The following is a 22,566-nucleotide window of genomic DNA, read 5'->3' on the forward strand; positions in this document are numbered from 1 at the left end:
GTCAGGCGGGCCGGAGGAACGACGGCGAGTGCCCAGCCAAGGACTGAGGCGGCGGTGAGCGGGCCATGACAGAGCACAACCGGCAGCAGCGGCGGCTGCGGGTATCGGACATCAACGTCGTGAACAAGCGCACGCTGCGGAAGGCGCTGGGCGGGACCATCGTGGGCAACACGATGGAGTGGTACGACGTCGGCGTGTTTGGTTACCTCATCACCACGATGGGGCCGGTGTTCCTGCCCGAAGCGGACCGGGCCGTGCAGAACCTGTTCCTCTTGGGAACCTTCGGCGCCACGTTCATCGCCCGGCCGCTGGGTGGTGTCTTCTTCGGTTGGCTCGGCGACAAGATCGGCCGACAGAAGGTGCTGGCCATGACGCTGATGCTCATGGCCGTGGCAACGTTCGCCGTCGGCCTGCTTCCGGGGTACGCGGTGCTGGGCATCTGGGCGGCGGTGCTGCTGGTGGTCCTGAAGCTGGTACAGGGCTTTTCGACCGGCGGCGAATACTCGGGTGCCACCACGTTCGTGTGCGAGCATTCGCCGGACCGCCGCCGGGGCTTCTACGTCAGTTTCCTGGACATGGGAAGCTACCTCGGCTTTGCGGCGGGCGCGGCCGTGGTGTCCGTGCTTCAGCTGACCCTGGGCCAGGAGCAGATGGAGGCGTGGGGCTGGCGGATCCCGTTCCTGGTGGCCGGCCCGCTGGGCGCCGTTGCCGTGTACTTCCGGATGAAGATCGAGGAGTCGGCCGCTTTCAAGGCCACGCTGGAAGCCGAAGCCGTGGCGGCCAAGCACCCCGAAACCGGGGAGGAGCTCCGGCCGGTGGGACCGGTCGGGATCCTGAAGGCGCACTGGCGGCCGATCCTGCTGGCCATGATCCTGGCGGCGGCCGCCAACACGGTGGCCTACGCCCTCACGTCCTACATGCCCACGTACCTGACCAGCAACAAGGGGTACAGCGAGGTGGAGGGGACGCTGCTGACCATCCCGGTCCTGGTGGCCATGGCGTTGTGCATCCCGTTCACGGGGCTGCTCTCGGACCGGATCGGCCGCCGTCCCGTGCTGTGGATCGGGGCCGCCAGCACGTTGGTGCTCGCGGTTCCGGCGTTCCTGGCGATAGCGGCGGGCAGCGTCCCGATGACATTGCTGGGCCTGGCCCTGATTGCCTTCCCGGTGGCGTTCTCGGTGCCGAACCTGGCCTCGGCGCTGCCGGCGCTGTTCCCCACCGAGCACCGCTATTCGGCCATGGGGATCGCCTACAACCTGGCGGTGGCCATCTTCGGCGGGACGGCCCCGTTCATCATTGCGTCCCTCATCGAACTGACCGGCGACGACATGGCGATTGCGTACTACCTCATGGCCGTGGCCGCGGTTGCCGCCGCGGCTATCTGGTTCCTGCCCGAATCAGCTCGGCGGCACCTCCCCGGGTCCATGCCCAGCGTGGACTCGGAGGAAGCCGCCCGCAAGCTGGTGGAGACCCAGGATACGAACCCGCTGCTGGACCTGGACTCGCTGCCGTTCGAAAGCAGCTTCGAGATCGCTCGGGCGGAGCACAAGGGACGGCCCGGGAAGCCGACGGTGATGTGAAGCGGGGACGTACGACGGCGGCACTTGGGGGAGTGCCGCCGTAAACGTTGGTGGGGGTTAGTGCGGCAGGCCTGCCCTGATCTGGACGAGGGTGAGGTCCAGCAGCGGTGTGGGAACGTTGAGCTCCCGGGCCCTGCGCGCGAGGTCGCCAAGGATGTGCTCAGCTTCCGACGGCAGTCCCGCGCTTAAGTCCCGGTACAGGGAGGACGTGAAGGCCGACCCCCGCTCGGTGAGTATGCCGATGGCTTGCGCATGAGCGGCGTCGGAAACGGGATGTCCTGCCGCAGCCGCAACCGCTTCGGTTTCACTGATGGCCTCCAGAATCCTGGACTCACCGCCGGCCTCGATGATCGGTCCCACCGGCGCCCGGAACAAACAATTGACGATCCCCGCGGCAGCGATGAATGCCCATTTATCCCACAGAGCGCCCAACACGTCGTCGACTACCGAGAAATCGACGCCGGGCACGTTCAGGGCCGTGGAGACATCCGTGGGGACAGGGTTTCCATTCAGTCCGCCAACCATGAGCGAAGTGAGGGGAACCTGCTGGCGGACCACATCGCCGTCGAGTGTGGCCACGATCCGGGCCAGGCCGCCGATCACCTGGCCCGGGTACAACTGCTCAAGCCGGTCCACATGGGCCATGCCGTTGAGGATGGGAACGATGCTGGTTCCAGGTCCGACGAAAGCGCCCAGCTCGCCGAGTACGCCCTCGAACGCGGTGGCTTTGACCGTGACGAGGATCAGATCGAAGGGCTCCGACCCATCCGAGGCGGTAATGGTTTGCACCGCGTGCGTCCGGTCAGCGGTGGGGGAGATGAAGCGCAATCCGTCGCGGCGGAGGACCGCCTGCTTGCGCGGCCGCACAAGATACGTGACATCCCGTCCGGCTTCCTGCAGGAGAGTACCGAACGCCCCGCCTGTGGCTCCGGCTCCGACGACGAGGATCCGCATGGGTGCATACCTTTCAGGGGTGGTGCTCAAGATGTTGACCGGGGAGCCGTACTGGTCCAAGTTCCTTGACAGTACTACTCAGGCAGTTAGCTCTGCTGCGGCAAACGATACTGCGAAGCGCGCGCACCAGATACTGACCGACGTATAGTCAGCAAGATTCGTACCGGCAGGGATCGCGTAGTTCTGATCGCCCTTGTTGGCTTTGAGTGCGCCCAGATCCAGGTGTCCACCGTCGTCGAAGACGTGCCAGCCTGCTATTCCCTCAATCACCGGGGCATCGGTGAGCCATACCCGCAGGTCCGGGCCATCGGAGGTATCAAGGCCTTCGAACCGGAGGATGTGGGTCCCGTCGGCGAGTTCGATGATCTTCACACTTCCCTTGCTTGCATGTTCATGGCTGATGAGTAGGCCTGTTGCCACCTCGCGGGGAACAGCCACAGTGGAAGGCTCAGCCGAGGATCCCGGCGACGGGGTGGTGGACTGCGCAGCGGCCGGAACGTCCTCGGTCACAGTGGAACTCGTGAAGATCCGCCACGGCTGGAACAGGTAGAGTCCCACGGCCACCACCATGGCGGCCACAAGCAGCACGGCCGGCATGAGGACGCGTTTGTTCATACCACCTCAACGCGAGGACCGGCGCTGATGTTCCGCGCCGGCGCTAAGCTACCCTGCCACCGGTTATCTACCCCGCCACCGCCGCCTTCGCCGCCCGCGAGGCCGCCATCCACTCGCTCAGCCACGGGGCCCGGACGCTCGACGTGATCCGGCAGTCGGCCACGAAGGTTCCCTTGGCGCCGGCATCGATCCAATCCGTGAGCGCGGAAAGGTCCGACAGTGTGCGGATGATCGCCGACTCGAGAGGGTATGCCGGAATCAGCCCAGGGACATCCGGAGGCGCTGCACGCCGTCTGCACCTTCGGGCACAAGGTCCATATGCTCGGGGGTGTTTTTCAGGTAGCCGAGCATGTGTGCGAGGTGATCGCGTTCTGCAGGCTGATAGGTGACGCCCCGCAGGTCACCCGCACCCACGACGGCGGCCAGCGTCAGGAAATCAGTGATGTGCCGTTCTCGGAATTCATCATTCACAATCTTCAGGGCGGCGGCTTTTCCGATCAGGCTGCCGAGTAGTGACGGGCGGTTCACCTGACCTGTGACCGCCCCTGCTATGACATCGACCGTTTCCGCCCTGTCCAGGGCATGCTGGGTGGCAGGAGCCGCGATCGTAGTCCCGCCTGTCACGCCAATGCGGCCGGCTGCACGTTCCCCCAGATGACGTGGGATGAGGACATCCACAACGGCATTTCCCCGGAGCCATCGGTGCTGGTGGCCTTCCAGAGACTCGCCCGCCGATTCGAAGTCAAGCTTTTTCAAGAGCGAGGTGAAATCGTGGAGCATCCTAGGGTAGGCGCGGATGTCGAGGGCAAAATCGGCATCAGTTGTTGCCCTGACAATCGGCGCACTTCGTTCAACTGCGTGCAGGTAGACGGCCTGTCCGCCCACCAGGACCCAGCCTTGTGACATGCGCGAATGGATTTCGAGCACCGCCTGCCGGGCTTCCTGCTGCTCGGCAGGCATTGCCGGGAATTCAATCGGCACGGATGCTCCTGACAAGTTCTCGAGCGGCTTCCTGTTCCCGGGCGCCTGGGCGTTCAGCCAGATCCGCAGCTACCACCAGTAGCGGAAGCTCCTCGGGGACGTCATCAGCCGCGTGCAGAACAACGTTGGCCCGCTGCCCGGGCTTGGCCTCGACCAGGAACCAATCCCTCACCAGCGCATCCACGTCACGCCGGCTGACATAGGCCTCGAGCTCGGAGTTTGCGAGCAGGCCCGATTCGGGATGGGAAACCCCGGATGGCCGTAGACGAGGATCCTGCTTCAACTCTGGGATGTCGCCCGGGCCGGCGGAGAACTCAAGTCTGTCGGCCCGGTTGGCGAGCAGGGACAGGAGGAGTGGGAAAGAGAAGGCTGCGTCCTCCCACCGCTGCAACCGCTGTCTGAGGCGGTACCTCTCAACGGGCGAAACGGGCAAAAGGAAGTCGGACTCCGCGCCTTCCCGGGGATTGCCGGCGGCCATGGCGAACAGCCACGCGTTACGCTGCGAAAGGGGCCGCCCAGCAGGTGCCCCGGGCCGATATTGGGATACGTCCGCTTCATCAACCAGCCATCGTCCGCCGATTCTCTGCCCCCGGATGCGGCCGGTTTGGACAAGGTGCCGGGCGCGGCTGTCGTTCAGATTGAGGCGTTTCGCCAATTCGGGGATACTCAGCGGCATATCAAAATTGTAGCGGTATCGCTATGAATATGAAATGTGCGTGGGGTCGCGGGGGCCGGGAGGTATCTAGCCTGCCACCGCCGCCTTCGCGCCGTGGGAGGCCTCCATCCACTCGCTCTGCCACGGGCGCACGGGCGGAGCACAAGGGACGGCCCGGGAAGCCGACGGTGATGCGACGCATGGACGGACGACGGCGGCACTTGCGTGAGCGCCGCCGTCGCCGTTCTCGTCGGCGCTACTCGCCGTCGTCGGTGTTGTTGTCGTTGTCCTCAAGCCACCTTGCTATCCGCTGCCCCCGTTTCGCGATGAACTCCAGCGTGGCCTCGCGATACATCACGTATTCATCGGTTGTGGCCGGTGTCCCGCGATGCTTGAAGTTGTCGAACGGCAGGAAGAACAGAACCTCGCTGTAGTCGGGCGTCACGAGGTCTTGGAAGTGGAAAAAGTCCACGAACTCCTTGAATCCGTCGAAGAGCGCGAAGAAGTCCGCGTAGGCGGTGAGGACATCGGCGAGGGGGCTTTCTGGCTCTCCTGCGTAGTGGCGCCGGATGCATTCCAGGGTGAAGTCCATCCGGTCGGCGATCAGCGGCCTGATCCCACGTGCCTGGTTTATGGTGGGCCGGTCCTTCGCCCTGACGGGCCAGATCATCGCACTGCCGATGGTGTACGGCGGGTTAAGGTAACGGGCCCGTTGCTCCTGGTTGAGACCGGCGATAGCGCCGACGAGAGCCTTCGGGCGCAACCAGCGGGTGTAGGAGTTCGTGATGGCGTCGCTGCCGTACCAATGCCTGGCCCCGGAAGCGTCGGTGAAGATCAGGTAGCCGTCGCCCCGATTCGGCGGCATGGTGGGGGCGAAAAGCACACCTGAGTTCAGCCGCTTTGTCCACAGGACCTGATGGAGCGACCGGAGCTTCGGACTGACACTGTCCGGGTCTTGGCTGCGCCTCGCTGGCTGGTCGGTCATGAAGTCGAAGGATGGATCGAAGCCCCGCACCTCGGTGCAGTGAGTCTGCCAGCCCCGGACTTCGTCCAGCACCCGGATGGGTTCGTGCGTGCGATAGGACCGGGCATGATTTCCCGAAAGCCCCTCGTCGCTCAGGTGGGGATGGTTCTCGAAGGGGCCGGTGGGTTCCACCCGGTAGATCCTGCCTCGTCCCTCGCCTGCGCAGAATTCAGCATGCCGCCTGGCCGCATCGAGGGAAGCTGTGACGAAGATTTGGGTGGCCGCTTCCCGTGCCTCGAAGCCTGAGCCGTCGCCGGGGACCAACAGGTTTCCGGCCCGCAGGTTCGCCCTGGTGCCGTGGTAGAACGGCCCTGAATCGGCGGGACCGTGGGTTGCCTCCGTGAGACCAATTGCATTCATCTTTTCCCCATTCATTGTGCGGCTATTGCCGTGATGCTAGTTCTCCAAACGTTGCAATGATTCGTTCTTGAGGCAATTTTGCGCTGATCTTTATTCCGGTACCCCCGTCAATGCGAAGATCCGGAAGTACACCCCGTCCAGTTGTAGTTATCGCCCGGTAATTGGGTTAGTGTCGCGGCAAGCTAGCCATGTCCTGATGAGGGGAACTCACTTGGAACCGTCAATCACCGCGTCCAGTTCAATTGTTGGAAAGCTCCTTGAGGAAATCTCGTGGGAGAAGGCCAGGGACTACAGGGCCGGCGGGCAGGGGCGCGAAAATGTCCTAACCGCGGAGGTACTTGTCGGTCTGGACTTCCTGCCCCGGACCCACTTCCTCGGAGCTGTCATCGAAGCGGCACAGGGTGCCGATGACGCCCGGAAAATACTTGCTTCAGAGGCCGAAGAATTGCGGATGAACTTTCTACCGGGGGATTTCAGCCCCGGGCCAGAAGGTCACAAGGCCAAATTGGTGGTCCAGCCCGACGCCATCCTTGAGACCCCCAGGACCTACACGCTGGTTGAGGCCAAACGCATAAGATATGGCAGTTTTCAGCCCGAGCAACTGGCCCGGGAATACGTCACCCTTATGTCCAAAGCCGGTACGGCCACGCCAATTCTCTTCCTCTTGGGTGTTACCCCGCCCGTTCGGGTCAAAGGCAACGGCCAACTGGGAATTGCGGAAGCTGTGGGACGTTTCCTCGGCCCGGTTTTGGATCGGGTGGGCGACCAAACTTTTCCATCTGAGTCCGAGCTTATGGAACGCATCCCGGAAGTCTTCTGCTGGCTGTCTTGGCCGGACTTGGACCAATGTGTCCGCGAAGCAGCCAACACGTACGTCAGTGGCCATGATTCTGGAGATGCTTCCGTCCGGCGCATTTCTTCCTTTATCCAGAACGCGGTCGCCTGGCATGCCTGATTCCTTCCGGCTCGCCGGAGTAGTTACCCCGCCACCGCTGCCTTCGCCGCCCGCGAGGCCGCCATCCACTCGCTCAGCCACGGGGCCCGGACGCTCGAGGTGATGCGGCAGTCGGCCACGAAGGTTCCCTTGGCTCCGGCGTCGATCCAGTCCGTGAGCGCGGAAAGGTCTGCCAGTGAGCGGATGATCGCCGACTCGGCACCAAGCGCGCGGGCCACGCCGCTGAAGTCCACCTCCGGTATCAGCATGGGCTTTTCGGTCAGGCCCTGGGAGCCGTACTGGTGGATTTCGGCTCCATAGGCGGCATCGTTGTAAATCACCACGATGGCGCTGCTCGCCGCCCCGATCAGCGATTCGAGGTCTGACAGGCCCATCAGGAAACCGCCGTCGCCGGAGGCCAGCACCAGGGTGCGGCCGTCCTCCACGGCGCGGGCCACCCCGACGGCGCTGGCAAGACCCAGCCCGATGGACTGGAAGGCGGTCCCCACCATGATGAGGTCCTGGGGCCGCGGGATGTTCCAGTACATCGGCGCCCAGCCGACGAAGTGCCCGCCATCCTGGACCACCGTGCGGCGCTCCGGCAGCACCGCATCCAGGGCCGTGGCTAGGGAGCGCGGGTCCAGCCGGCCGTCGGAAGTTTCCGCTGAGCCAGCCTCGTGGCCCGGTCCCTCGGCCAGGCGCCTGCGGGCTTCCGCGCGCCACGCTGATCCGCGGCCGGCATCCGGAGCCCCGCCACCCAGCAACTGAAGCAGGTGTCCCGCAGCAGACTTCACGTCCGCGCTGACGAACGTATCCACCCGGGGGTGCGTTGGCTGCAGGGCGGCATCGATCTGGATAACGGTGCTGTCCGGGCCGAGCAGGTGCCCGAACCGGATGGTGAACGGGCTCAGGCTTGCCCCGGCCACCAGGACCACATCGGCCTCGCCCATGAGCCCGGCCGCGGTGTCGGTGCCGAAACCGCCGGCGACGCCCAGGTACCCCTCGCCTTTGAGGAGGTTGAGCGCTAGGGCGGTTCCGGCGGTCAGTGCGCCGAGGCGGTCGGCGAGCTCCCGGAGTTCCGGGCCGGCTCCGGCGAGGTGCGCACCGCGGCCGGCGAGGATCAGCGGCCGCTTCGCCCCGGCGAGCAGGCGGGCTGCCTGCCCAAGGCCGCCGTCGACGTCGTCCGTCACCTTTGGTGCGTGCGGCGCCGGAAGCTCCTCGTCCCCGGCCTCGAGTGCCGCGAGGTCGTAGGGGATGGCAATCACGACGGCGGTGCGCCGGGTGAGTGCGTACTCCACCGCCTGCCGGGTGATGGAGCCCGCGTCGTCGCGGGTGACGGTGAAGGTGGCCGCGCCGAGGGCGGCGGCGATGGCCGCCTGGTCCACGTCCTGGGGCCGGGCGCCGCTGCTCGGGGCGTCCCCGGTGACCAGCACCACGGGGATCTGCGCCTGGACCGCCTCGGCGAGGGCGGTGAGTGCATTGGTGTAGCCGGGCCCGTAGGTGGTGGTGCCCGCGGCGAGGCGTCCCGACGTCCGGTAGTAGGCATCGGCCGCGGCGATGGCGGCGCCTTCATGGCGGACGGGGGAGAAGCGGAGGCCCAGCTTCTCTGCGGCGTCCAGGAAGTAGACATTCCCGTTGCCCATGACGCCGAAGACGTCGCTGAGGTAGCTGCTGAGAACCTGCGCCACGCGGCCGGAGACAGTGAGAGTAGTCATGCAGGAATCTTGTGCGCTGGTTCACAGATCGGCAAGAGAGTGGAGTCGGGTTGGGAGATTTGGCAGGAGAAGCAGGTTAGAAGTGAAAATATGCCCACTTGTGGCGTGCATCACCCGCCTTTAGGTGGAGGGGCGGGATTCCTGCTCCGACAGCCGGTTCAGGAGGCCGTCGTACCGGGGCGGCATGAGTTCGAGTACGGAAATGGCCGTGCTGGTCCGCTGGATCCCCTCGATTTCCAGGATCTGGTTGGTGATGCGGTAGAGATCGGCCGTACCGCGCGCCACCACCTTTGCCATGAGGTCCGCGTCCCCGGTGGTGGCATGCACCTCGATGACCTCCGGGATCGCGGCGAGCCCGTCCTCCACCGAACCTGTCCGGGTCTGGCTGATGGACAGTGAGAGGAAGGCCATCAGGTCATAGCCAAGCGCGGCGGGGTCCAGCCGCCGGCTGAAGGAGCGGAGGGCGCCGCTGCGCTCCAGCCGTGCCAGCCGGGCATGGACCGTGTTCCGTGCGACGCCGAGCGTGCGGGAGAGTGCCAGGGCGCTGGCTTCCGGATCCTTGTCCAGGGCAAGGATGATGCGGCCGTCGAGGGAATCGAGGGTGCGGGGGTTCGCGATGGTCATATTTTCACCACATGCAGTAGAAGTTGAGCAGAAGTCCCAATAGGTTGAGTGTATGTTGCAATGTGCTCCGGGTCACAACCATGATCGGTCTTCATGACCATCACTCAGTTCCGGACAACACCGGAAACCGCGCACCCCACCCTTCGTGACGCAGTGACCGGCCTTCCGTCCTACGTCCCGGGCCGGCGCAGCGCCGGCATGGACATCGCAGCCCTCGCCAGCAACGAAAGCCACTACGAGCCCCTGCCCGCGGCCATCGCTGCGGTGACCGCAGCGGCAGGTGCCATGAACCGCTACCCGGACACGGCCGCCGTCGAACTCCGTGAACGGCTCGCCACCCACCTCGGCGTCACCGCTGGGGAAGTCGCGGTGGGGCCGGGCAGCGTGGGCGTCCTCCAGCAGATCATCACCGGATTGTGCGACGCCGGGGATGACGTGATCTTCGCGTGGCGCTCCTTCGAGGCCTACCCCATCCTGGTTGAGCTGGCAGGCGCCCGGCCGGTCCGCATCCCGCTGGACAGCACTGAGGGCCACGACCTCGAGGCCATGGCCGCGGCCGTCACCGACCACACCAAGGTGATCCTGCTGTGCACCCCCAACAATCCCACCGGCGTGCCGATCAGCCATGAGCGCATCGAGTCGTTCCTGCAGTCCGTCCGCTCCGACATCCTCGTGGTGATCGACGAGGCCTACGTGGAATACGGCGAAGCGGGCAGCGGCCCCGATTCCCTGGCCCTCTACCGCGAGTACCCGAACGTCTGCATCCTGCGCACCTTCTCGAAGGCCTACGGGCTGGCCGGCCTGCGCGTGGGCTACGCCGTGGCGGCGCCGGCCATCGCCGAGGGACTGCGTCGGACCGCTCTTCCCTTCGCCGTGAGCGCGCTGGCGCAGAAGGCTGCCATCGCGTCGCTGGACGCCGGCGGGGAGATGGAAGCACGGGTTGCCACCGTCAAGCAGGAGCGCGCCCGGATGGCCGCGCAGCTGGAAGCCCAGGGCTGGAAACTGCAGGAGAGCCAGGGCAACTTCCTCTGGATCCGTGCCGATGATCACCTCATCGCGAGCCTGGTGGACGCGTTCGACCACGCGGGCATTATGGTCCGCGCTTACCCGGGCGACGGCGTGCGGATCACCGTCGCCGGCCCCGCCTCCAACGACCGCGTGCTCCGGGTGTTGGAAGCCCACGCAGCCTGACAACTAACTGACCCTCAATCCCCAATCCGTTCCACCGACAACCAGAGGAATCCTCATGGAACAACAGACAAAGACGTCTGCCCGCCCACTTGGCGCCGCACTCAAGCCCCGACAGCTCACGATGATGGGCCTCGGAAGCGCCATCGGCGCGGGCCTCTTCATCGGCTCCGGTGCAGGCATCCAGGCGGCCGGCCCGGCCGTGCTGATCTCCTACCTCGTGGCCGGCACCCTCATCATCCTGGTGATGTGGGCCCTCGGCGAGATGGCCGCCGCCAATCCTGACAGCGGTGCCTTCTCCGTCTACACCGCCAAGGCCTACGGGCCGGTGGCCGGCGCCACCGTGGGCTGGCTCTGGTGGCTGCAGCTTGTGGTGGTGATCGCGGCCGAAGCCCTCGGTGCGGCAGGACTGCTGGCCACCATCTTTCCGGCCCTGCCTGTGTGGCTGATGGCCTTCGTATTCATCGTGGTGCTCACCGCCGTGAACCTGACCAGCGTGAAGAACTTCGGTGAATTCGAGTTCTGGTTCGCCCTGCTCAAGGTGGTGGCAATCGTCGGGTTCCTCCTCGTGGGCGTTGCCCTGCTCTTCGGCTGGCTGCCGGGCGTCCAGTCGCCGGGCCTGGCCCACTTCACCGGAGGCGGCTTCGCGCCCAACGGTTTCGCCGGAATTGCCACGGCACTGTTCGTGGTGGCGTTCGCATTCGGCGGCACCGAGATCGTGTCCGTGGCTGCAGCTGAGACCGCAGAGCCTGCCCGCAGCGTGAAGAAGGCAGTCCGGACCGTGCTGTGGCGCATCCTGGTCTTCTACATCGGTGCGATCTTCATTATCGCGGCTGTTGTTCCCGTGGGTTCGGCGGGGCTGAAGAGCCCGTTCGCCGCAGTGCTGGACGCGGCCGGCATGCCCGGCGCAGCCACCGCCATCACCCTGGTGGCCGTCGCGGCACTGCTTTCCGCCCTCAACGCCAACCTCTACGGTGCCTCCCGGATGGCCTACTCCTTGGCGGAGCGGGGTGAGGCACCACGCCTGCTGGCTTCCGTGTCCAAGGCGCGGGTCCCGGTTGTCGCAGTCCTTGCCAGCGTCGCTTTCGGAGTGGTCACTGTTGTGCTGGAGCTGGCATTCCCCGAGATGGTCCTGCCGGTTCTGCTCAACATCGTGGGCTCGACCTGCTTGCTGGTGTGGACGTCCGCGCTCCTCGCCCAGCTCGCGCTGCGCCTCCGTGCCGACCGCGAGGGAACGGCGCTTCCGCTGCGGATGCCTGGCTTCCCGTGGCTCACGGTGGTTGGCCTGGTCATCCTCGCTGCGATCTTAACGGTTGGCTTCATCGGCGAGGATTCCCGCCCCCAGCTCCTGAGCACCTTCGGACTTGTGGCTCTTCTGGCGGTGGCGAACTGGGTGAACAACCGGAACCGCAAGGTTTTGCCCGTTGTCGAATCATCGGATGATGCCAAGCAGCCGGTGCTGATCGACTGAACATGGTGTTTTGACCCACTTCGTGGGTTCCGTGCATGCGGCGGAGGGCGCGTCCGGTTTTGGCCGCGCGCGCCCTTGCGATGTGTGCCGGAGCAGCCTCCCAAGGGTGCAGGGGCCTTGAGATGTGGTGCCAAAACTGGCACCACAGCAATGCGACAAGCCATCCCTGGGAGCAAGGAGAAGTAGATGTCCATCCGAAAAGCAGCTGCCTTACCGTCGCCGGTGGCGCAATATCGTTACTCGGTCCAGTGGTCGCCGGAGGACCTAGAGTTTGTAGCCACTGTTCTTGAGTTTCCGTCCCTCTCCTGGCTGGGTGAGGATCAGTTCGAGGCGCTCCGCGGCATAGAACGCTTAGTGTCCGATGTCATCGCCGAACTCGGCAAGTCGGGCGAACCTGTGCCTCAGCCAATTGCAGCCCAAACGTTTAGTGGCAGACTCAACCTTCGCGTCCCCCGGAACTTCACCGCAAGCTGGCTATCGAGGCCGCCAATCACGGAGTGCCCCTCAACAAGTACGCAACGGAGCGGCTGACGGCCTAAAGCGGCTGGTTGTGTGCCGTCGTTGGTCAGGGCTCCACGTGCCAATAAGCGGTAAACCGAGGCGCCGCCGTTCGAGTAGAGGCAGCGCTGAAGTCCGAGTCGGTTGCGTGGATAAACTCCGGATGGTCCCAACTTTTGATGGTGTCCGGGGCCTTACCTTGCAACCAGACGCGCAGGCTCTTGAGGACTGGCTGCGTCGCCTGGTCCACCAAGTCCTCCATTACTGAGATCAAGTCCGAGAAGCTCTCGGCAATTGCCAGAGGCATCGGATGAATGATCGAGATTCCACTGACCTTAACTCCGCGCCCCTCAGCATCGAGGAAGGCAACGGGTAGCGGCAGGGTCAATCTTGACTGTGAGTGCGCGACGGTTGTGTTTCGATATTTCCGTATCTTCTCGTGCACCCCAGCGAGGGTAGGCGGCAACGCCGGGATTTCCGGCATTTTGTCGAGGCGTGTCCGAACGCTCGAATCGATGAACGGGCGGATGTAAGCCGTGACTGCATGCGAAGTCAGTGGGAGCCATAGCTCGGAACCTTCACCGGCCTCGAAGGCATGGCGCAGGGTATGCGCGGCTTCCGAAAGGTCGGAAGCATGACTGGTTAGTGCTACCAAGAGCCTCGTTTCGGGCGAGTCCGGCAACACTGCTATTCGCTGATCAGGGGTGGTCACGAGGTTTCTGCTCCTGTTTCCTCTGTAGCGATGTCGGGCTTAGAACTTTTTGTAAGTGGGCAGAATGTCTGTGGCCAAGGCTACGTTTCTAAGATGGCGGAGAACGGAAACCCCAAACGAAAAACTGCGACAAGACGGTGCCCGGTGTGTGGGCACGAGGCCTGGCGCATCATCTACGGCATGGTTATGCCCGACACAGTGGAGCAATATCCGAAAGCGGAATTTGCTGGCTGCGTCATGATGCACGAACAGCGCATCTATCCCGCGACCGGCCAGGTTGAATGGGGCCTGCCGAAGTGGGCTTGCCAAGATGACGAGTGCCGCCACCGCTGGTGGTAAAGCCGCGCCAACTCACCTAGACCGCGCTGATCTCGTAGATACTTCCCAGTGCTGGGAAATGGATTAGCGTTCGCACCACGGGCTTTCCGGTGGCAGCCAGTACCGCGCTCCTGTAGGCAGCCATCTGGCCCAGGTACTTTTCGCGGATATGGCCTCCGGGGTTGTTACCGGGGTATGTCTTGTGGTCGACGAGCACGAATCCTTCTGGTCCTTCCAGCAGAAGGTCGATCCAGCCTTCCATGACCTGGTTCTCCGGCCGCCAGCCTATCGCTGCCTCCCGATGGCGCACCCACCCCGGGAACTCCGAGTCGAGATAAGCCTCGAACCGGTCCCCGGACGTGATCAGCAACAGAGGATCAACGGTTCCTTCGACGTGCCAGCGTTCGACGATCCGTTCCGCCAAATCCTGCCGGTCAGCTGGACTGAGCGCCGAGAACTGCGTTCCCAGGTAAGCATGGACTGCGCTGCCCACCGCACCCCAGTCATCGGAACCATGTTCAGCAAGACGAGAGCCGAGCTCCGCCACCGCGGTTACGGCCGCGTCGTGTCCCGAAGAGTCCAAGGACGACGCCGCGAAGCGGGCTGGCAACGCAGCAGCTCCGGAGGGGGACGACTCGGCATCAGTGAACCTCGGAGTCCAAACGGCAGCTGTCAAAACCGTATCCAGCGGCTCAAGTTCTGCTACCAACGCGCGGAAGCCGTCATTATCCGCCACCTGAATAACACCGTCGGTGCTGTCTTCGTCTTGGTTGACCCACGAGACCAGCGAGGCAACACCCAGGTTGTTCAGCAGGTCTGGCTTGCCGTTCTTGGCTGTAAGGACCGTCGTTTCTACCGCCCGGGTCATGCCCACGTACATAAGCCGTGACATGTTGCGGCGATCGCGTTCCTGCGCCCGTTCCGCCACGTCGCTCGTCTTGCCCTTGGCGTCGAGCGGGGAGCCACCGTACGGGAAGGGGCTGGGCCAGAAGCGGATCCAGCGGCCGGCCAGCGGCTGCTCCAGATCGAAGCTGCCGTCCTGCTCCACTGCGGCGCCGAACGCTGCGAGTCGCAGATCTTTGTCCAGCCCCTCCAAGACCACAACGGGCCATTCGAGCCCTTTGGCCTTGTGATAGGTCAGAACGTTGACCACGTCGTCCCCTGCGTTCTCGGCCGATTGCTGCTCCTCACTGCCGAAGAAGGCGAGGAAGCCCCGCAGTGTCGCTGGCGATCGGAGCGCCAGACACCGCTCGTAGTATGTATGGATCGCGCCACGGGCGGCGTCGAGATTCCTCAATCGGGTAGCCGGCGTCGACCAGCTGCTGATCAGACGGTTCAGCCTCAGTACACCGGTCACCGCCTCGAAGACCTCGGTGGGAGTAGCCCGGGCTGCACGTTCGCGGAGACCATCGAGCCCTGCGATCAGTGGGTCGGCATTCCACGACTCCAGCACGGTGGCGGCCTCCGGGGCAGCAAGGAGCTGCTGTTGCCAGATCGCGTGGGCGGAGTGGTCAGGATGGAGTGCAACGATCTCGGCCAGCGCCACCGTGTCATAGCCGTCAGCGACGAAAGCCATGCCCGCCCGCGCGAGCTGCACCTCCCGTGCATCGGACAACTTGCGTGGGTTGCGGCTGGCCCGGACCCCCAAAGCATCCAGTGCTGAGGAGAGTGATTCCACATCTGCGTTTGAGCGGGCAAGGATGGCTACGTCGCCGGCTCTCAGTTCCGGCCGCCTCCCCAGCAGAGACGCCACGCCTGCTGCGGTTGCCTTGAGCCGTTCACCGTCGTTGGTCTGGGGCCGGGTCCAGGCCTCAAGCGTGCCTGCGGACCAGTCCGCGTGTGCATCCGGAAGCATCAAGTGGACTGTCTCGGGCGGCATCCCATGTCCTTGGAACACCGGCTCGAAGACAGCATTGCTCAAGTCCACGACGGCCTGATGCGACCGCCAGGTTTCGGACAGCTGTTCCCGGCGGCTGACCTTGGCAACGACCGCTTCCATAAGTTCAGGGTCAGTGCCGCGGAACTCGTAGATGGCCTGTTTGGGGTCGCCCACCCAGACGGCCTCATTTACGAGACTGCTGAGCTGCAGGAAGAGTTCCAACTGGAGGGGGCTGGTGTCCTGGAACTCGTCGACGACAAGGAACCGGACGCGTCCGGGGAACGAGCGTCGGAAGGCTTCATTGTCGCGTGCCAGCTTGAGGACCAGGGTCTCCTGGTCAACAAAGTCCATGAGGCCATGAAGCCGTTTGAACTCGGAATAGGCATCAAGGCAATCTGCCGCGCAAGCGAAGATTCGCCGGGTGTATTGCTCCAGATCGTGATGGAAGGCAGGGTTGGACAGTAGACCTTCCTTGATGGCATCCGTGGCTAGTGCGAAGAGTGCTTTGACAGCCGAGGGAGCCCCTGATCCCACGACGCCGCGCCACTCTTCCCAGGTGATGCTTTCGATTTCGCCCATCTTCGCAACCTTGTGAAGGATCTTTGGCGCATGTTCCGTAAAGGATGCTGAGGTGACGCTCACCGTCTTCCCGGCAGGCGTCTTGCCGTCCCGAGCCGTCGCTTCAAGGTCGGGCACGATAGCGCGCAGGTCCCGCAACCACTTCTCCCGGTCGTCTTGACTGGGGGTATCGAGGAGCTCGCGGAAACCGTTCCAGGACCTTTCTGCGCAATCGGACAGGTCCTCCGCGTCCAGCAGGTTTGTGCGGGCAGCGTCCACAACGGACCGGACCATCTCCTGCCACGTTTTGGCATCCCGGGCGCCAGCGTCGTCGGTCCCCATGCGGCGGGCGATGGGGAGAATGGCCGGAGCGTGTTCGGCCAGGATTTCGTCGGTTGCCAGAATGAAGATGCCGGCAAGCTGTTCCTCGCCTATGACCTCGAGGGCGGGGGACAGTCCCGCGTCGATCGCATGTTCCTGGAGCAACTGGCCGCAGACACTGTTCACGGTGCCGATGAGGCTAGCCGGGAGCTGTTGGGAAGCGAGCCGAAGCGCGGCCGCAGCGGATTCGTCGCCCGCTACCCCAGCCTGTTCCAAGAGCCTGGCTGCGATGCGCTCCCGGAGCTCACCGGCCGCTTTCTTGGTGAACGTGGTAGCCATTACTGCCCCGGCAGGCAGTCCTCCCGCGATCTGGTCCACGATCTTGCCAGTCAGCGTGTAAGTCTTGCCGGTGCCGGCGCTGGCCGAGACCATGGTGACGTTGTCCAGCAAGTTCACGAGTAATCCCCTTTTAGTCCGCACAGAGTTCCAAAATCGCAGTACCGGCAGTTCGGCTTCCGGTGCAACCGCTCATTCTCCGCAGCCAGCCCGGCGGCGGTGGGCTCACCTTCGGCTAGAGCGGCTTCGGCCGGCTGCGCGGCCGTGATTCGCCCGGTGAGTACTTCCTCCACCGTGAACTCCACGGCACGTAGAGCTCGGCGCCACAACTCCGGTGTGTCCTGCGCGGGCTGCAGGGCTGTGCCGAATTCCGTATGGGAGGAAGCAAATGTTCCCTGTTTGAGCAGGAAATACGCGGCCGGGAAATCGGGAGGTAACTCCCCTTCGTTGAGAGCCCACTGATACAGCGCCAGCTGGAGAGCTTCTCCCCGCTGGACGTCCTCACGGTAATACTTCTCTGTGTTGCTCCACTTAAGGTCGACGACGGCGGTTCGGCCGCGGGCATCGATGCCCACGGCGTCGGCACGGCCACCGACTGAAACAGTCAGCTCGGAACCGTGCACATTTAGTGTCAGGTCTTTACTGAACTCTTGCTCCATATCCTGCAGCACAATTCCGCCGCGTTGCAGCTGCTGGAAGAACATCATGACGGTGGCTTCGATGGTTGCACGGACACCAGCAAGCCGGTGCAGCTGGCCGGGCAGTAGCAGTTCCGATGCAAGCTGTGGGAGGAGACGGTCGACGACGGCGCTCACCTCGGATGCTGACGGCACCGCCCGGTGTTGCGGCCGAAGTTGACCGTGCAGGACCTCTACAACCTTGTGGGCGAAAATGCCAAGCATTTGGTTTTCTGTGGGCACGCCCGCGGCGTCTGGCACCCGAAGCTGGGACCTGTGTTTGAGCGTCCACGCGAACGAACAGCCGAGCAGAGTGGAGAGCTGGGTGTAGGAGAGGCGTTTTGGTATGAGCGCGGCATTCGGACCAACCTCGTGGACGGGAGGTGGGGCAATAGGGCGGTGCTGTGCAACAGGAACGAGCTGGACGTGCCGTCCCGCCAACGACCAGCGGCCGCTGTTGTTTGTCAGCTCTTCGGGGGCGACAGTCAACGCGGCGAGGCGATCTGCAACAGATTCCGATTCTGTCTGCGTGCTCGGCTGGGCGGCTACGAGTGCCTCCAGGAGCGGGTTGCCCGCTACCCGTTCCCCGTCGCGCTGTTGTATTTGGACGAGCACCAGATTGCCGGTCCGGTTTGCTCCGGCGAGGGTTTGGGTGACTTCGAGAGCACTCAGCTCTTCGGGAGCCGGTAGCTGCACACCAACCTGGGCGAGGGTTTCGATGTCATGGGAGTCCCAGCGGCGGCGGCGCGGCATTCCTGCGCTCTGAAAACCCCACCAGAGCACCTGATCGACGTCGTCGGTCAACTCGGCTAGATGGCTGAGCCGCAGCCAAGGTGTTGATTCAGCGTGGATCAGGGATCCGGGCGAGGGAGTGATCACGGCGGCGATGATCCTGCGAAGGTCCCTGCGGGATACACGGGGAAGCGGCTTGATCAATGCGAGGATCCGTTGGAGCAGCACCCCCGTTCCCGTCGCCGTCTCGTCGTAGGCTACGCGGGCACGTAGCCGCGCCGCCAGCCATTCGGCTTTTTCAGCCAACTGGGTGCCGCTGACATTCGTTTCCTCAACAAGCAGGCCTGCACTGAAAACGTCGTCCAGGACGCCAGACACGTCGGGGCCGAGCCGCTCGTCGCCTTCGATGTTTGCGATTGCCGCGGCCCAGGCGTCACCGCCGACTCCTGGCTCAGCCTTGAGCGCACCCAGCAGGTGCCTCGCGGGGCGCCGGCGGACCGGCGACCCTGGAAGGCTGAGCAGTTCGGCGAGGAGCTGTACGCTTACCGGTGACCAGATGACTTCGAAAAACAGCGGAATCGACTGGTCATGCGGCCGCCACGCTGAGGGGGCGCCAACGCCGATGGCTGGCATTCCGTGCCCGGCTAGGTAGCTGTCGAGAAGGGCGCTCCTGTCAGAACAGACGACGGCGGTGCTGGTGTTGTCGCCTGAGGCGAGCCATCTGGCGCTTATCTCGGCGGCGTCCCATTCCGTTTCAGCGGAAAGGATTGTCAGTTTCGGAGGCGTGGCAGATGGAATGACTTCGCTGATGTTCACCCCGCGGTCACGGAGCTTTGCGATGATGATCTGCCAGATCTTTGGAAAGCTGCACTCAGGGTGGTGAAGCACGAGCTCGTCGATGCCTAGCGGCAGCGGTGAGTCAAGCGCTGTCACGAGCTCCGCGATGTCATCGGCCAGGGACGGCGCGAGCCGTCCTTGCGCTTGTTCCGCCGCCGCAAGTGTCCGCAGCAGCGGGGACGGCGCTTCCGAGTCTGGCCGCTGGGCGGGAAGCACACCGATCCAGCCGTTTGCCACTGCGTCGTCGCGAGCGGCCAGTAGCTCCTGGGCAGTGGACCAAGGGTCGACCTGTAATGACTCGTGGAACCATGCGCCGGGAGAGTCGAAGGACCGAAGGCGGTCCAGATACTGGCTGACGCGTTCGGCGTGCCCCGTATCCGGACGGGTGATTCCCAGACGTGTCTGCAGCAGGGCGGTGAAGTTCTTCCGCCCTACCCGGATCTGGTTGAGGCCGGGCCGGGTGTAGGCCCAAGGCGCGCGGTCCAGATGCAATCCGAACTCAATTTTCATTCTTCCCCCATGCTCTGACCGGTGGTCGTTTCCATCACGTTAGCGGCAGGGGCTGACAATCGTTGCCCCTGCAAGATTCACTGCAAAGGCAGCGGGTCAAAGCCGCCCGGCTGATAGTCGCGACGTGGGCTATTGAGCCAGAAGTCGGTTGGGCTCCCAGGACGGGACATGCGGTCATCTTGGGAAGTCCAGATAACGATGTCCAGCAGTCGCAGGTCCGTTACTTTGCCGATATCGGATACCGCATGGGCGACTTGTTCACGGATTTGTGTGAGTTCGCCCTGCTGTTGGCGGAGGACGCAGCGAAGTGTCAAAAGAGTTTGCTCGATGCGTCCCCAGCGAGGTTCCTTGCCGGAACGGAAGCCGTCCCTCCTGAAACCCATGGCCATCGCTACGTGGCCATCGAGAACTGGTACGGCGTCCGGCCTGTAGAGGGCAAGCATCTTTGTGACCTTCGGTGCCCACAGGCCGCTAAAGCCGGACCTGCAAAGAAGAGTCAGGCCCTTCACCTCGGCATCGTCCATTTCGGCTAGGTCTTTGGCGGACAGCGAGGTGAGTCGTTGCACCAACTCAGTTCTGAATTCGTGGGTGAAGCCTGCCACGTCTGACGCGGACAGTCGTCCAGACAGCGCAGTGGCCCACAGCAGCGACCAAGGGGCGATCTGCTTAAAGTGGCCATCTCGCCGGGCTACCAATCCTGGCATGTCGTATGTATGCCAGCCGCTCCTCGGGTGTGTGCAGTAGCCGACGACTCGTGCCACAAGGTCGTGTATCGGTACGACCCCAATTCCTCCGGGCATGCCGGGGGACAGATCCATTTGAACGTGTGTGCTCATCGTCTTCTTCCTAGAGTGATGGATGATTCACGGCGCCGGATGGCGATGCGGAATCCAGAGAAGTCGCCATCTGGCTTTACCTCAGTTCGCGCTCTTTGGTCCTAATGCTGCGCCGGCACCCAGGCCTGCGCCCGCCCCAACACGGCCTTCAGCTCCCGTCCGCCGGCTTGCTCCAGCAGGTCAGAGTCGCCAACTACTACCAATAGGCTCCGCGCCCGGGACAGTCCCACGTAGAGCTGCTCTGCCGCCCGTTCCATGTCCTTGAAACCGTTGACGCAGAGCACCACAACGGAGCGTTCCAGGCCTTTGAAGCCGAGGACGTGGCCGTAGAATTCGGCTTCCTTGGCGTGGAATTCCCGCCAGTACTCTTCGGTGGCATCGCGTTGGTAGAAGTCAAGATGTATCGGGTGCCGGTCCTTGGTGGTCAGCAACGCGATCTGATTGTTGGCCCACCCTTCGGCGATGAGTGCGTCCACGCAGTCTCCGGCGATGTCGAGCGCATCCTCGGTTGTGCACTCCACCCGTCGAACGGGCAGCCCGGTACTGCCGCGGGGTGTGAAGTGTTCGCCCGCAAAGGGTTTGAGCGTCTCGGCGATCCTTCGGGTGTTCCGCAGGTTGTCGTCGATGTGAATGGGAAGAAATGTCGCGGTCGGGCCGTAGGCGAAGTCGGCTGTTGCCCCTTCCCACCTGCGGTAAACGTCCTGGCGGTCGTCCATGAACGCGTAGACCTCACCGCCGTCGGGGTCATTGGTGCATGCAAGCAGGGCGTCCCACCACAGCGGGGCGAAGTCCTGGGCTTCATCGACAATGACGGCATCTAGCTTGTCCTCAGGCTTCATTCCCGCGGCCAGCTGCTTGAACATGCGGGGCATGTCCACGTCAAAGTACTTCTGGCCCGCACCGTCAGGGACGCCTAAGCCACGAACATACTCGTGAAACTCACCGGTGAACACCGGCTTTGCCTGGCGCCAGGTGGTGACGCGGTCCTGCAGGTATTGGCCGAGCCCCTTGTTATAGCAGAAGAGGCCTACGCGTTTGCCGTCCTTGCTTAGCAGGCGCGCCTTTTCGACTGCCAGCCAAGTCTTGCCGCTGCCCGCGCCACCGGTGAAGCGGATGCGGGGGAGCGACCGGGTTGCTTGAAGCAGCACTGACTGGCGCTCAGTGAGATGATCCTGAGCGGCTTCGTCTTCCTGCGGATTCCCGGAGGTCCCGACGGCGCCAGCCAGATTTCCGCCCAGCTGACGGACAATGCGTTCCAAGAATGCCGGCGCCAGCGGGGCGGCTCCGCCGCCCTCGTTCTCTATTGCCCGGCGCACCAAATCGGCGGGGGACTTGCTCTCAGCTTGGTCAAGGATGAGGGTCCGGGGGCAGCCAGCCATGGCCCACTCGGGACGTACATCGGTGTAAGGCAGGCTGACCATGTAGACACAACGGCTGCTGAGACGGGAGCCGAGCTGGTTCTCAAGCCAGTTCTTGAGTGCGTGCAATGAGCTCTGTGACTGCGCCACCGGGCTAAGGATTTTGCGCTTTTGGCTGCGGTCTGACTGATACCACTGGCCGTCGGTAATGCTGACTTGGCCGCCTTTGACCTCAATAGCCGCCATGCCGACATTGGGCCAGAGGACGAGCAGGTCAATCTCGTATTCGTTCCGACCGTCGCGGATGTGGACCGAATGGGCCAGCACAGCGTCTTCCGGGAGACTGTTTTTCAAAGCGGTCCAGACAGCTTTTTCCGCCAGCTGTCCCTCGCCGAATTCCGGTTTTTCCGGTATGCACCTCATTGTTGCCCCCATACTGATCAACCGGCCGTTCGGTTTTGCACTCTTCCCACGTTAGCGGGGCGCAACTCTTTCGCTGGTGCGACACCAATGCCGTCCGATCTCCAGTTTTCGTAGCTGTGGAGTCACCGGACCCGGTCCGCTGGGTACGGAGGCGCCTTAGCATCCGTTCTGACAAGCCGTGTAATGGTCCGAGTGCCCCACGGAAGCTCTACTTGGCGAACGCCGAAACGGGCAGCGAACCGTGCTGCGTCGGCGACAAGGCGTGGCTGGTCTCTGACAAGGCGTTCCTGACGTCGGAGCGCCTCCATAAGCGATCCGCGGGTCCACTTAGTGCCACCATCCTGAAAGAGCAGCCAGTGAACGGCGTCGTTGTCCAAGGGATCGTCGTTGCGCGGATTTGGGTAATTGGCCGGGCTCACGGGGTCTTCGTTATCTTTCATGCCGACCTTTCCTGTGTTAGTCGCTGCGTG

18 protein-coding genes are annotated in these 22,566 nt (G+C 63.8%); 6 read left to right on the plus strand and 12 right to left on the minus strand.

From position 1 onward, the window contains the following. The first annotated feature begins 65 nt into the window (after positions 1-65). Positions 66-1,580, plus strand: a complete 1,515-nt coding sequence (locus ABIA70_RS06860; protein WP_354146843.1) for an MFS transporter — start codon at positions 66-68, stop codon at positions 1,578-1,580. 57 nt (positions 1,581-1,637) lie between these two features. On the opposite strand, the gene ABIA70_RS06865 is transcribed toward ABIA70_RS06860, so the two are convergent. From ABIA70_RS06865 to ABIA70_RS06885, 5 genes are all read right to left on the minus strand, one after another. Then, complete coding sequence (locus ABIA70_RS06865) at positions 1,638-2,534, minus strand: ketopantoate reductase family protein (protein WP_354146844.1); 897 nt, start codon at positions 2,532-2,534, stop codon at positions 1,638-1,640. Between the two features lie 78 nt (positions 2,535-2,612). Then, a complete protein-coding gene (locus ABIA70_RS06870; RefSeq protein WP_354146845.1) occupies positions 2,613-3,149 on the minus strand; it encodes a DM13 domain-containing protein in 537 nt (178 codons plus the stop codon). A 258-nt stretch (positions 3,150-3,407) separates the two neighbouring features. Further along, the gene (locus ABIA70_RS06875) at positions 3,408-4,130 is read right to left on the minus strand and encodes a hypothetical protein (protein ID WP_354146846.1); all 723 of its coding nucleotides are present in this window, start codon (positions 4,128-4,130) and stop codon (positions 3,408-3,410) included. Next, on the minus strand, positions 4,120-4,806 hold the full coding sequence (locus ABIA70_RS06880) for a helix-turn-helix domain-containing protein (RefSeq protein WP_354146847.1): 687 nt from the start codon (positions 4,804-4,806) through the stop codon (positions 4,120-4,122). The genes ABIA70_RS06875 and ABIA70_RS06880 overlap by 11 nt, the downstream gene beginning before the upstream one ends. Positions 4,807-5,041: 235 nt before the next feature. Beyond that, a complete protein-coding gene (locus ABIA70_RS06885; RefSeq protein WP_354146848.1) occupies positions 5,042-6,169 on the minus strand; it encodes an NAD(+)--rifampin ADP-ribosyltransferase in 1,128 nt (375 codons plus the stop codon). Between the two features lie 211 nt (positions 6,170-6,380). On the opposite strand from ABIA70_RS06885, the gene ABIA70_RS06890 reads away from it, so the two are divergent. Beyond that, positions 6,381-7,124 carry a hypothetical protein gene (locus ABIA70_RS06890; RefSeq protein WP_354146849.1) on the plus strand — a complete coding sequence of 248 codons (744 nt, stop codon included), beginning with the start codon at positions 6,381-6,383 and terminating at the stop codon, positions 7,122-7,124. A 23-nt stretch (positions 7,125-7,147) separates the two neighbouring features. Here ABIA70_RS06890 and ABIA70_RS06895 read toward each other — a convergent pair whose 3' ends face one another. Both ABIA70_RS06895 and ABIA70_RS06900 read right to left on the minus strand, forming a co-directional pair. Continuing rightward, the gene (locus ABIA70_RS06895; protein ID WP_354146850.1) at positions 7,148-8,818 is read right to left on the minus strand and encodes a thiamine pyrophosphate-binding protein; all 1,671 of its coding nucleotides are present in this window, start codon (positions 8,816-8,818) and stop codon (positions 7,148-7,150) included. A gap of 120 nt (positions 8,819-8,938) precedes the next feature. Then, positions 8,939-9,442, minus strand: coding sequence for an Lrp/AsnC family transcriptional regulator (locus ABIA70_RS06900; protein WP_354146851.1), 504 nt, complete (start codon positions 9,440-9,442; stop codon positions 8,939-8,941). A 93-nt stretch (positions 9,443-9,535) separates the two neighbouring features. Here ABIA70_RS06900 and hisC point away from each other — a divergent pair, with 93 nt between their 5' ends. The 3 genes from hisC (at position 9,536) to ABIA70_RS06915 (ending at position 12,640) form a co-directional block, all read left to right on the plus strand. Further along, the gene (gene hisC / locus ABIA70_RS06905) at positions 9,536-10,633 is read left to right on the plus strand and encodes a histidinol-phosphate transaminase (protein WP_354146852.1); all 1,098 of its coding nucleotides are present in this window, start codon (positions 9,536-9,538) and stop codon (positions 10,631-10,633) included. Positions 10,634-10,688: 55 nt separating this feature from the next. Then, positions 10,689-12,101: an amino acid permease gene (locus ABIA70_RS06910; protein ID WP_354146853.1), complete on the plus strand. Its 1,413-nt coding sequence runs from the start codon at positions 10,689-10,691 to the stop codon at positions 12,099-12,101. A 476-nt stretch (positions 12,102-12,577) separates the two neighbouring features. Next, entirely contained in the window at positions 12,578-12,640 is a 63-nt protein-coding gene (locus ABIA70_RS06915) for a hypothetical protein (RefSeq protein ID WP_354147330.1), read from the plus strand. Between the two features lie 26 nt (positions 12,641-12,666). On the opposite strand, the gene ABIA70_RS06920 is transcribed toward ABIA70_RS06915, so the two are convergent. Continuing rightward, a complete protein-coding gene (locus ABIA70_RS06920) occupies positions 12,667-13,311 on the minus strand; it encodes a hypothetical protein (protein WP_354146854.1) in 645 nt (214 codons plus the stop codon). Between the two features lie 93 nt (positions 13,312-13,404). Between ABIA70_RS06920 and ABIA70_RS06925 the strand changes: the two genes are divergently transcribed. Continuing rightward, positions 13,405-13,650, plus strand: a complete 246-nt coding sequence (locus tag ABIA70_RS06925) for a hypothetical protein (RefSeq protein ID WP_354146855.1) — start codon at positions 13,405-13,407, stop codon at positions 13,648-13,650. A gap of 16 nt (positions 13,651-13,666) precedes the next feature. On the opposite strand, the gene ABIA70_RS06930 is transcribed toward ABIA70_RS06925, so the two are convergent. The 4 genes from ABIA70_RS06930 to ABIA70_RS06945 all read right to left on the minus strand — a co-directional run bounded on the left by ABIA70_RS06930 (position 13,667) and on the right by ABIA70_RS06945 (position 22,096). After that, entirely contained in the window at positions 13,667-16,843 is a 3,177-nt protein-coding gene (locus ABIA70_RS06930; RefSeq protein ID WP_354146856.1) for a UvrD-helicase domain-containing protein, read from the minus strand. Beyond that, on the minus strand, positions 16,840-19,479 hold the full coding sequence (locus tag ABIA70_RS06935; protein ID WP_354146857.1) for a PD-(D/E)XK nuclease family protein: 2,640 nt from the start codon (positions 19,477-19,479) through the stop codon (positions 16,840-16,842). Before ABIA70_RS06935 ends, ABIA70_RS06930 begins: the two co-directional genes overlap by 4 nt. 77 nt (positions 19,480-19,556) lie before the next feature. Next, positions 19,557-20,315, minus strand: coding sequence for a DUF6308 family protein (locus ABIA70_RS06940; protein WP_502917181.1), 759 nt, complete (start codon positions 20,313-20,315; stop codon positions 19,557-19,559). Positions 20,316-20,416: 101 nt separating this feature from the next. Continuing rightward, positions 20,417-22,096: an NERD domain-containing protein gene (locus ABIA70_RS06945; protein ID WP_354146859.1), complete on the minus strand. Its 1,680-nt coding sequence runs from the start codon at positions 22,094-22,096 to the stop codon at positions 20,417-20,419. Between the last annotated feature and the right edge of the window lie 470 nt (positions 22,097-22,566).

Origin of the sequence: Arthrobacter sp. 754 (assembly GCF_040548695.1) — a bacterium.
GTDB lineage: Bacteria > Actinomycetota > Actinomycetes > Actinomycetales > Micrococcaceae > Arthrobacter.

Coding starts and splice junctions, on each gene's coding strand:
- ABIA70_RS06860 (WP_354146843.1), top strand. CDS start 66: ATGACAGAGCACAACCGGCAGCAGCGGCGGCTGCGGGTATCGGACATC.
- ABIA70_RS06865 (WP_354146844.1), bottom strand. CDS start 2,534: ATGCGGATCCTCGTCGTCGGAGCCGGAGCCACAGGCGGGGCGTTCGGT.
- ABIA70_RS06870 (WP_354146845.1), bottom strand. CDS start 3,149: ATGAACAAACGCGTCCTCATGCCGGCCGTGCTGCTTGTGGCCGCCATG.
- ABIA70_RS06880 (WP_354146847.1), bottom strand. CDS start 4,806: ATGCCGCTGAGTATCCCCGAATTGGCGAAACGCCTCAATCTGAACGAC.
- ABIA70_RS06885 (WP_354146848.1), bottom strand. CDS start 6,169: ATGAATGCAATTGGTCTCACGGAGGCAACCCACGGTCCCGCCGATTCA.
- ABIA70_RS06895 (WP_354146850.1), bottom strand. CDS start 8,818: ATGACTACTCTCACTGTCTCCGGCCGCGTGGCGCAGGTTCTCAGCAGC.
- ABIA70_RS06900 (WP_354146851.1), bottom strand. CDS start 9,442: ATGACCATCGCGAACCCCCGCACCCTCGATTCCCTCGACGGCCGCATC.
- hisC (WP_354146852.1), top strand. CDS start 9,536: ATGACCATCACTCAGTTCCGGACAACACCGGAAACCGCGCACCCCACC.
- ABIA70_RS06910 (WP_354146853.1), top strand. CDS start 10,689: ATGGAACAACAGACAAAGACGTCTGCCCGCCCACTTGGCGCCGCACTC.
- ABIA70_RS06925 (WP_354146855.1), top strand. CDS start 13,405: ATGGCGGAGAACGGAAACCCCAAACGAAAAACTGCGACAAGACGGTGC.
- ABIA70_RS06935 (WP_354146857.1), bottom strand. CDS start 19,479: ATGAAAATTGAGTTCGGATTGCATCTGGACCGCGCGCCTTGGGCCTAC.
- ABIA70_RS06940 (WP_502917181.1), bottom strand. CDS start 20,315: ATGAGCACACACGTTCAAATGGATCTGTCCCCCGGCATGCCCGGAGGA.
- ABIA70_RS06945 (WP_354146859.1), bottom strand. CDS start 22,096: ATGAGGTGCATACCGGAAAAACCGGAATTCGGCGAGGGACAGCTGGCG.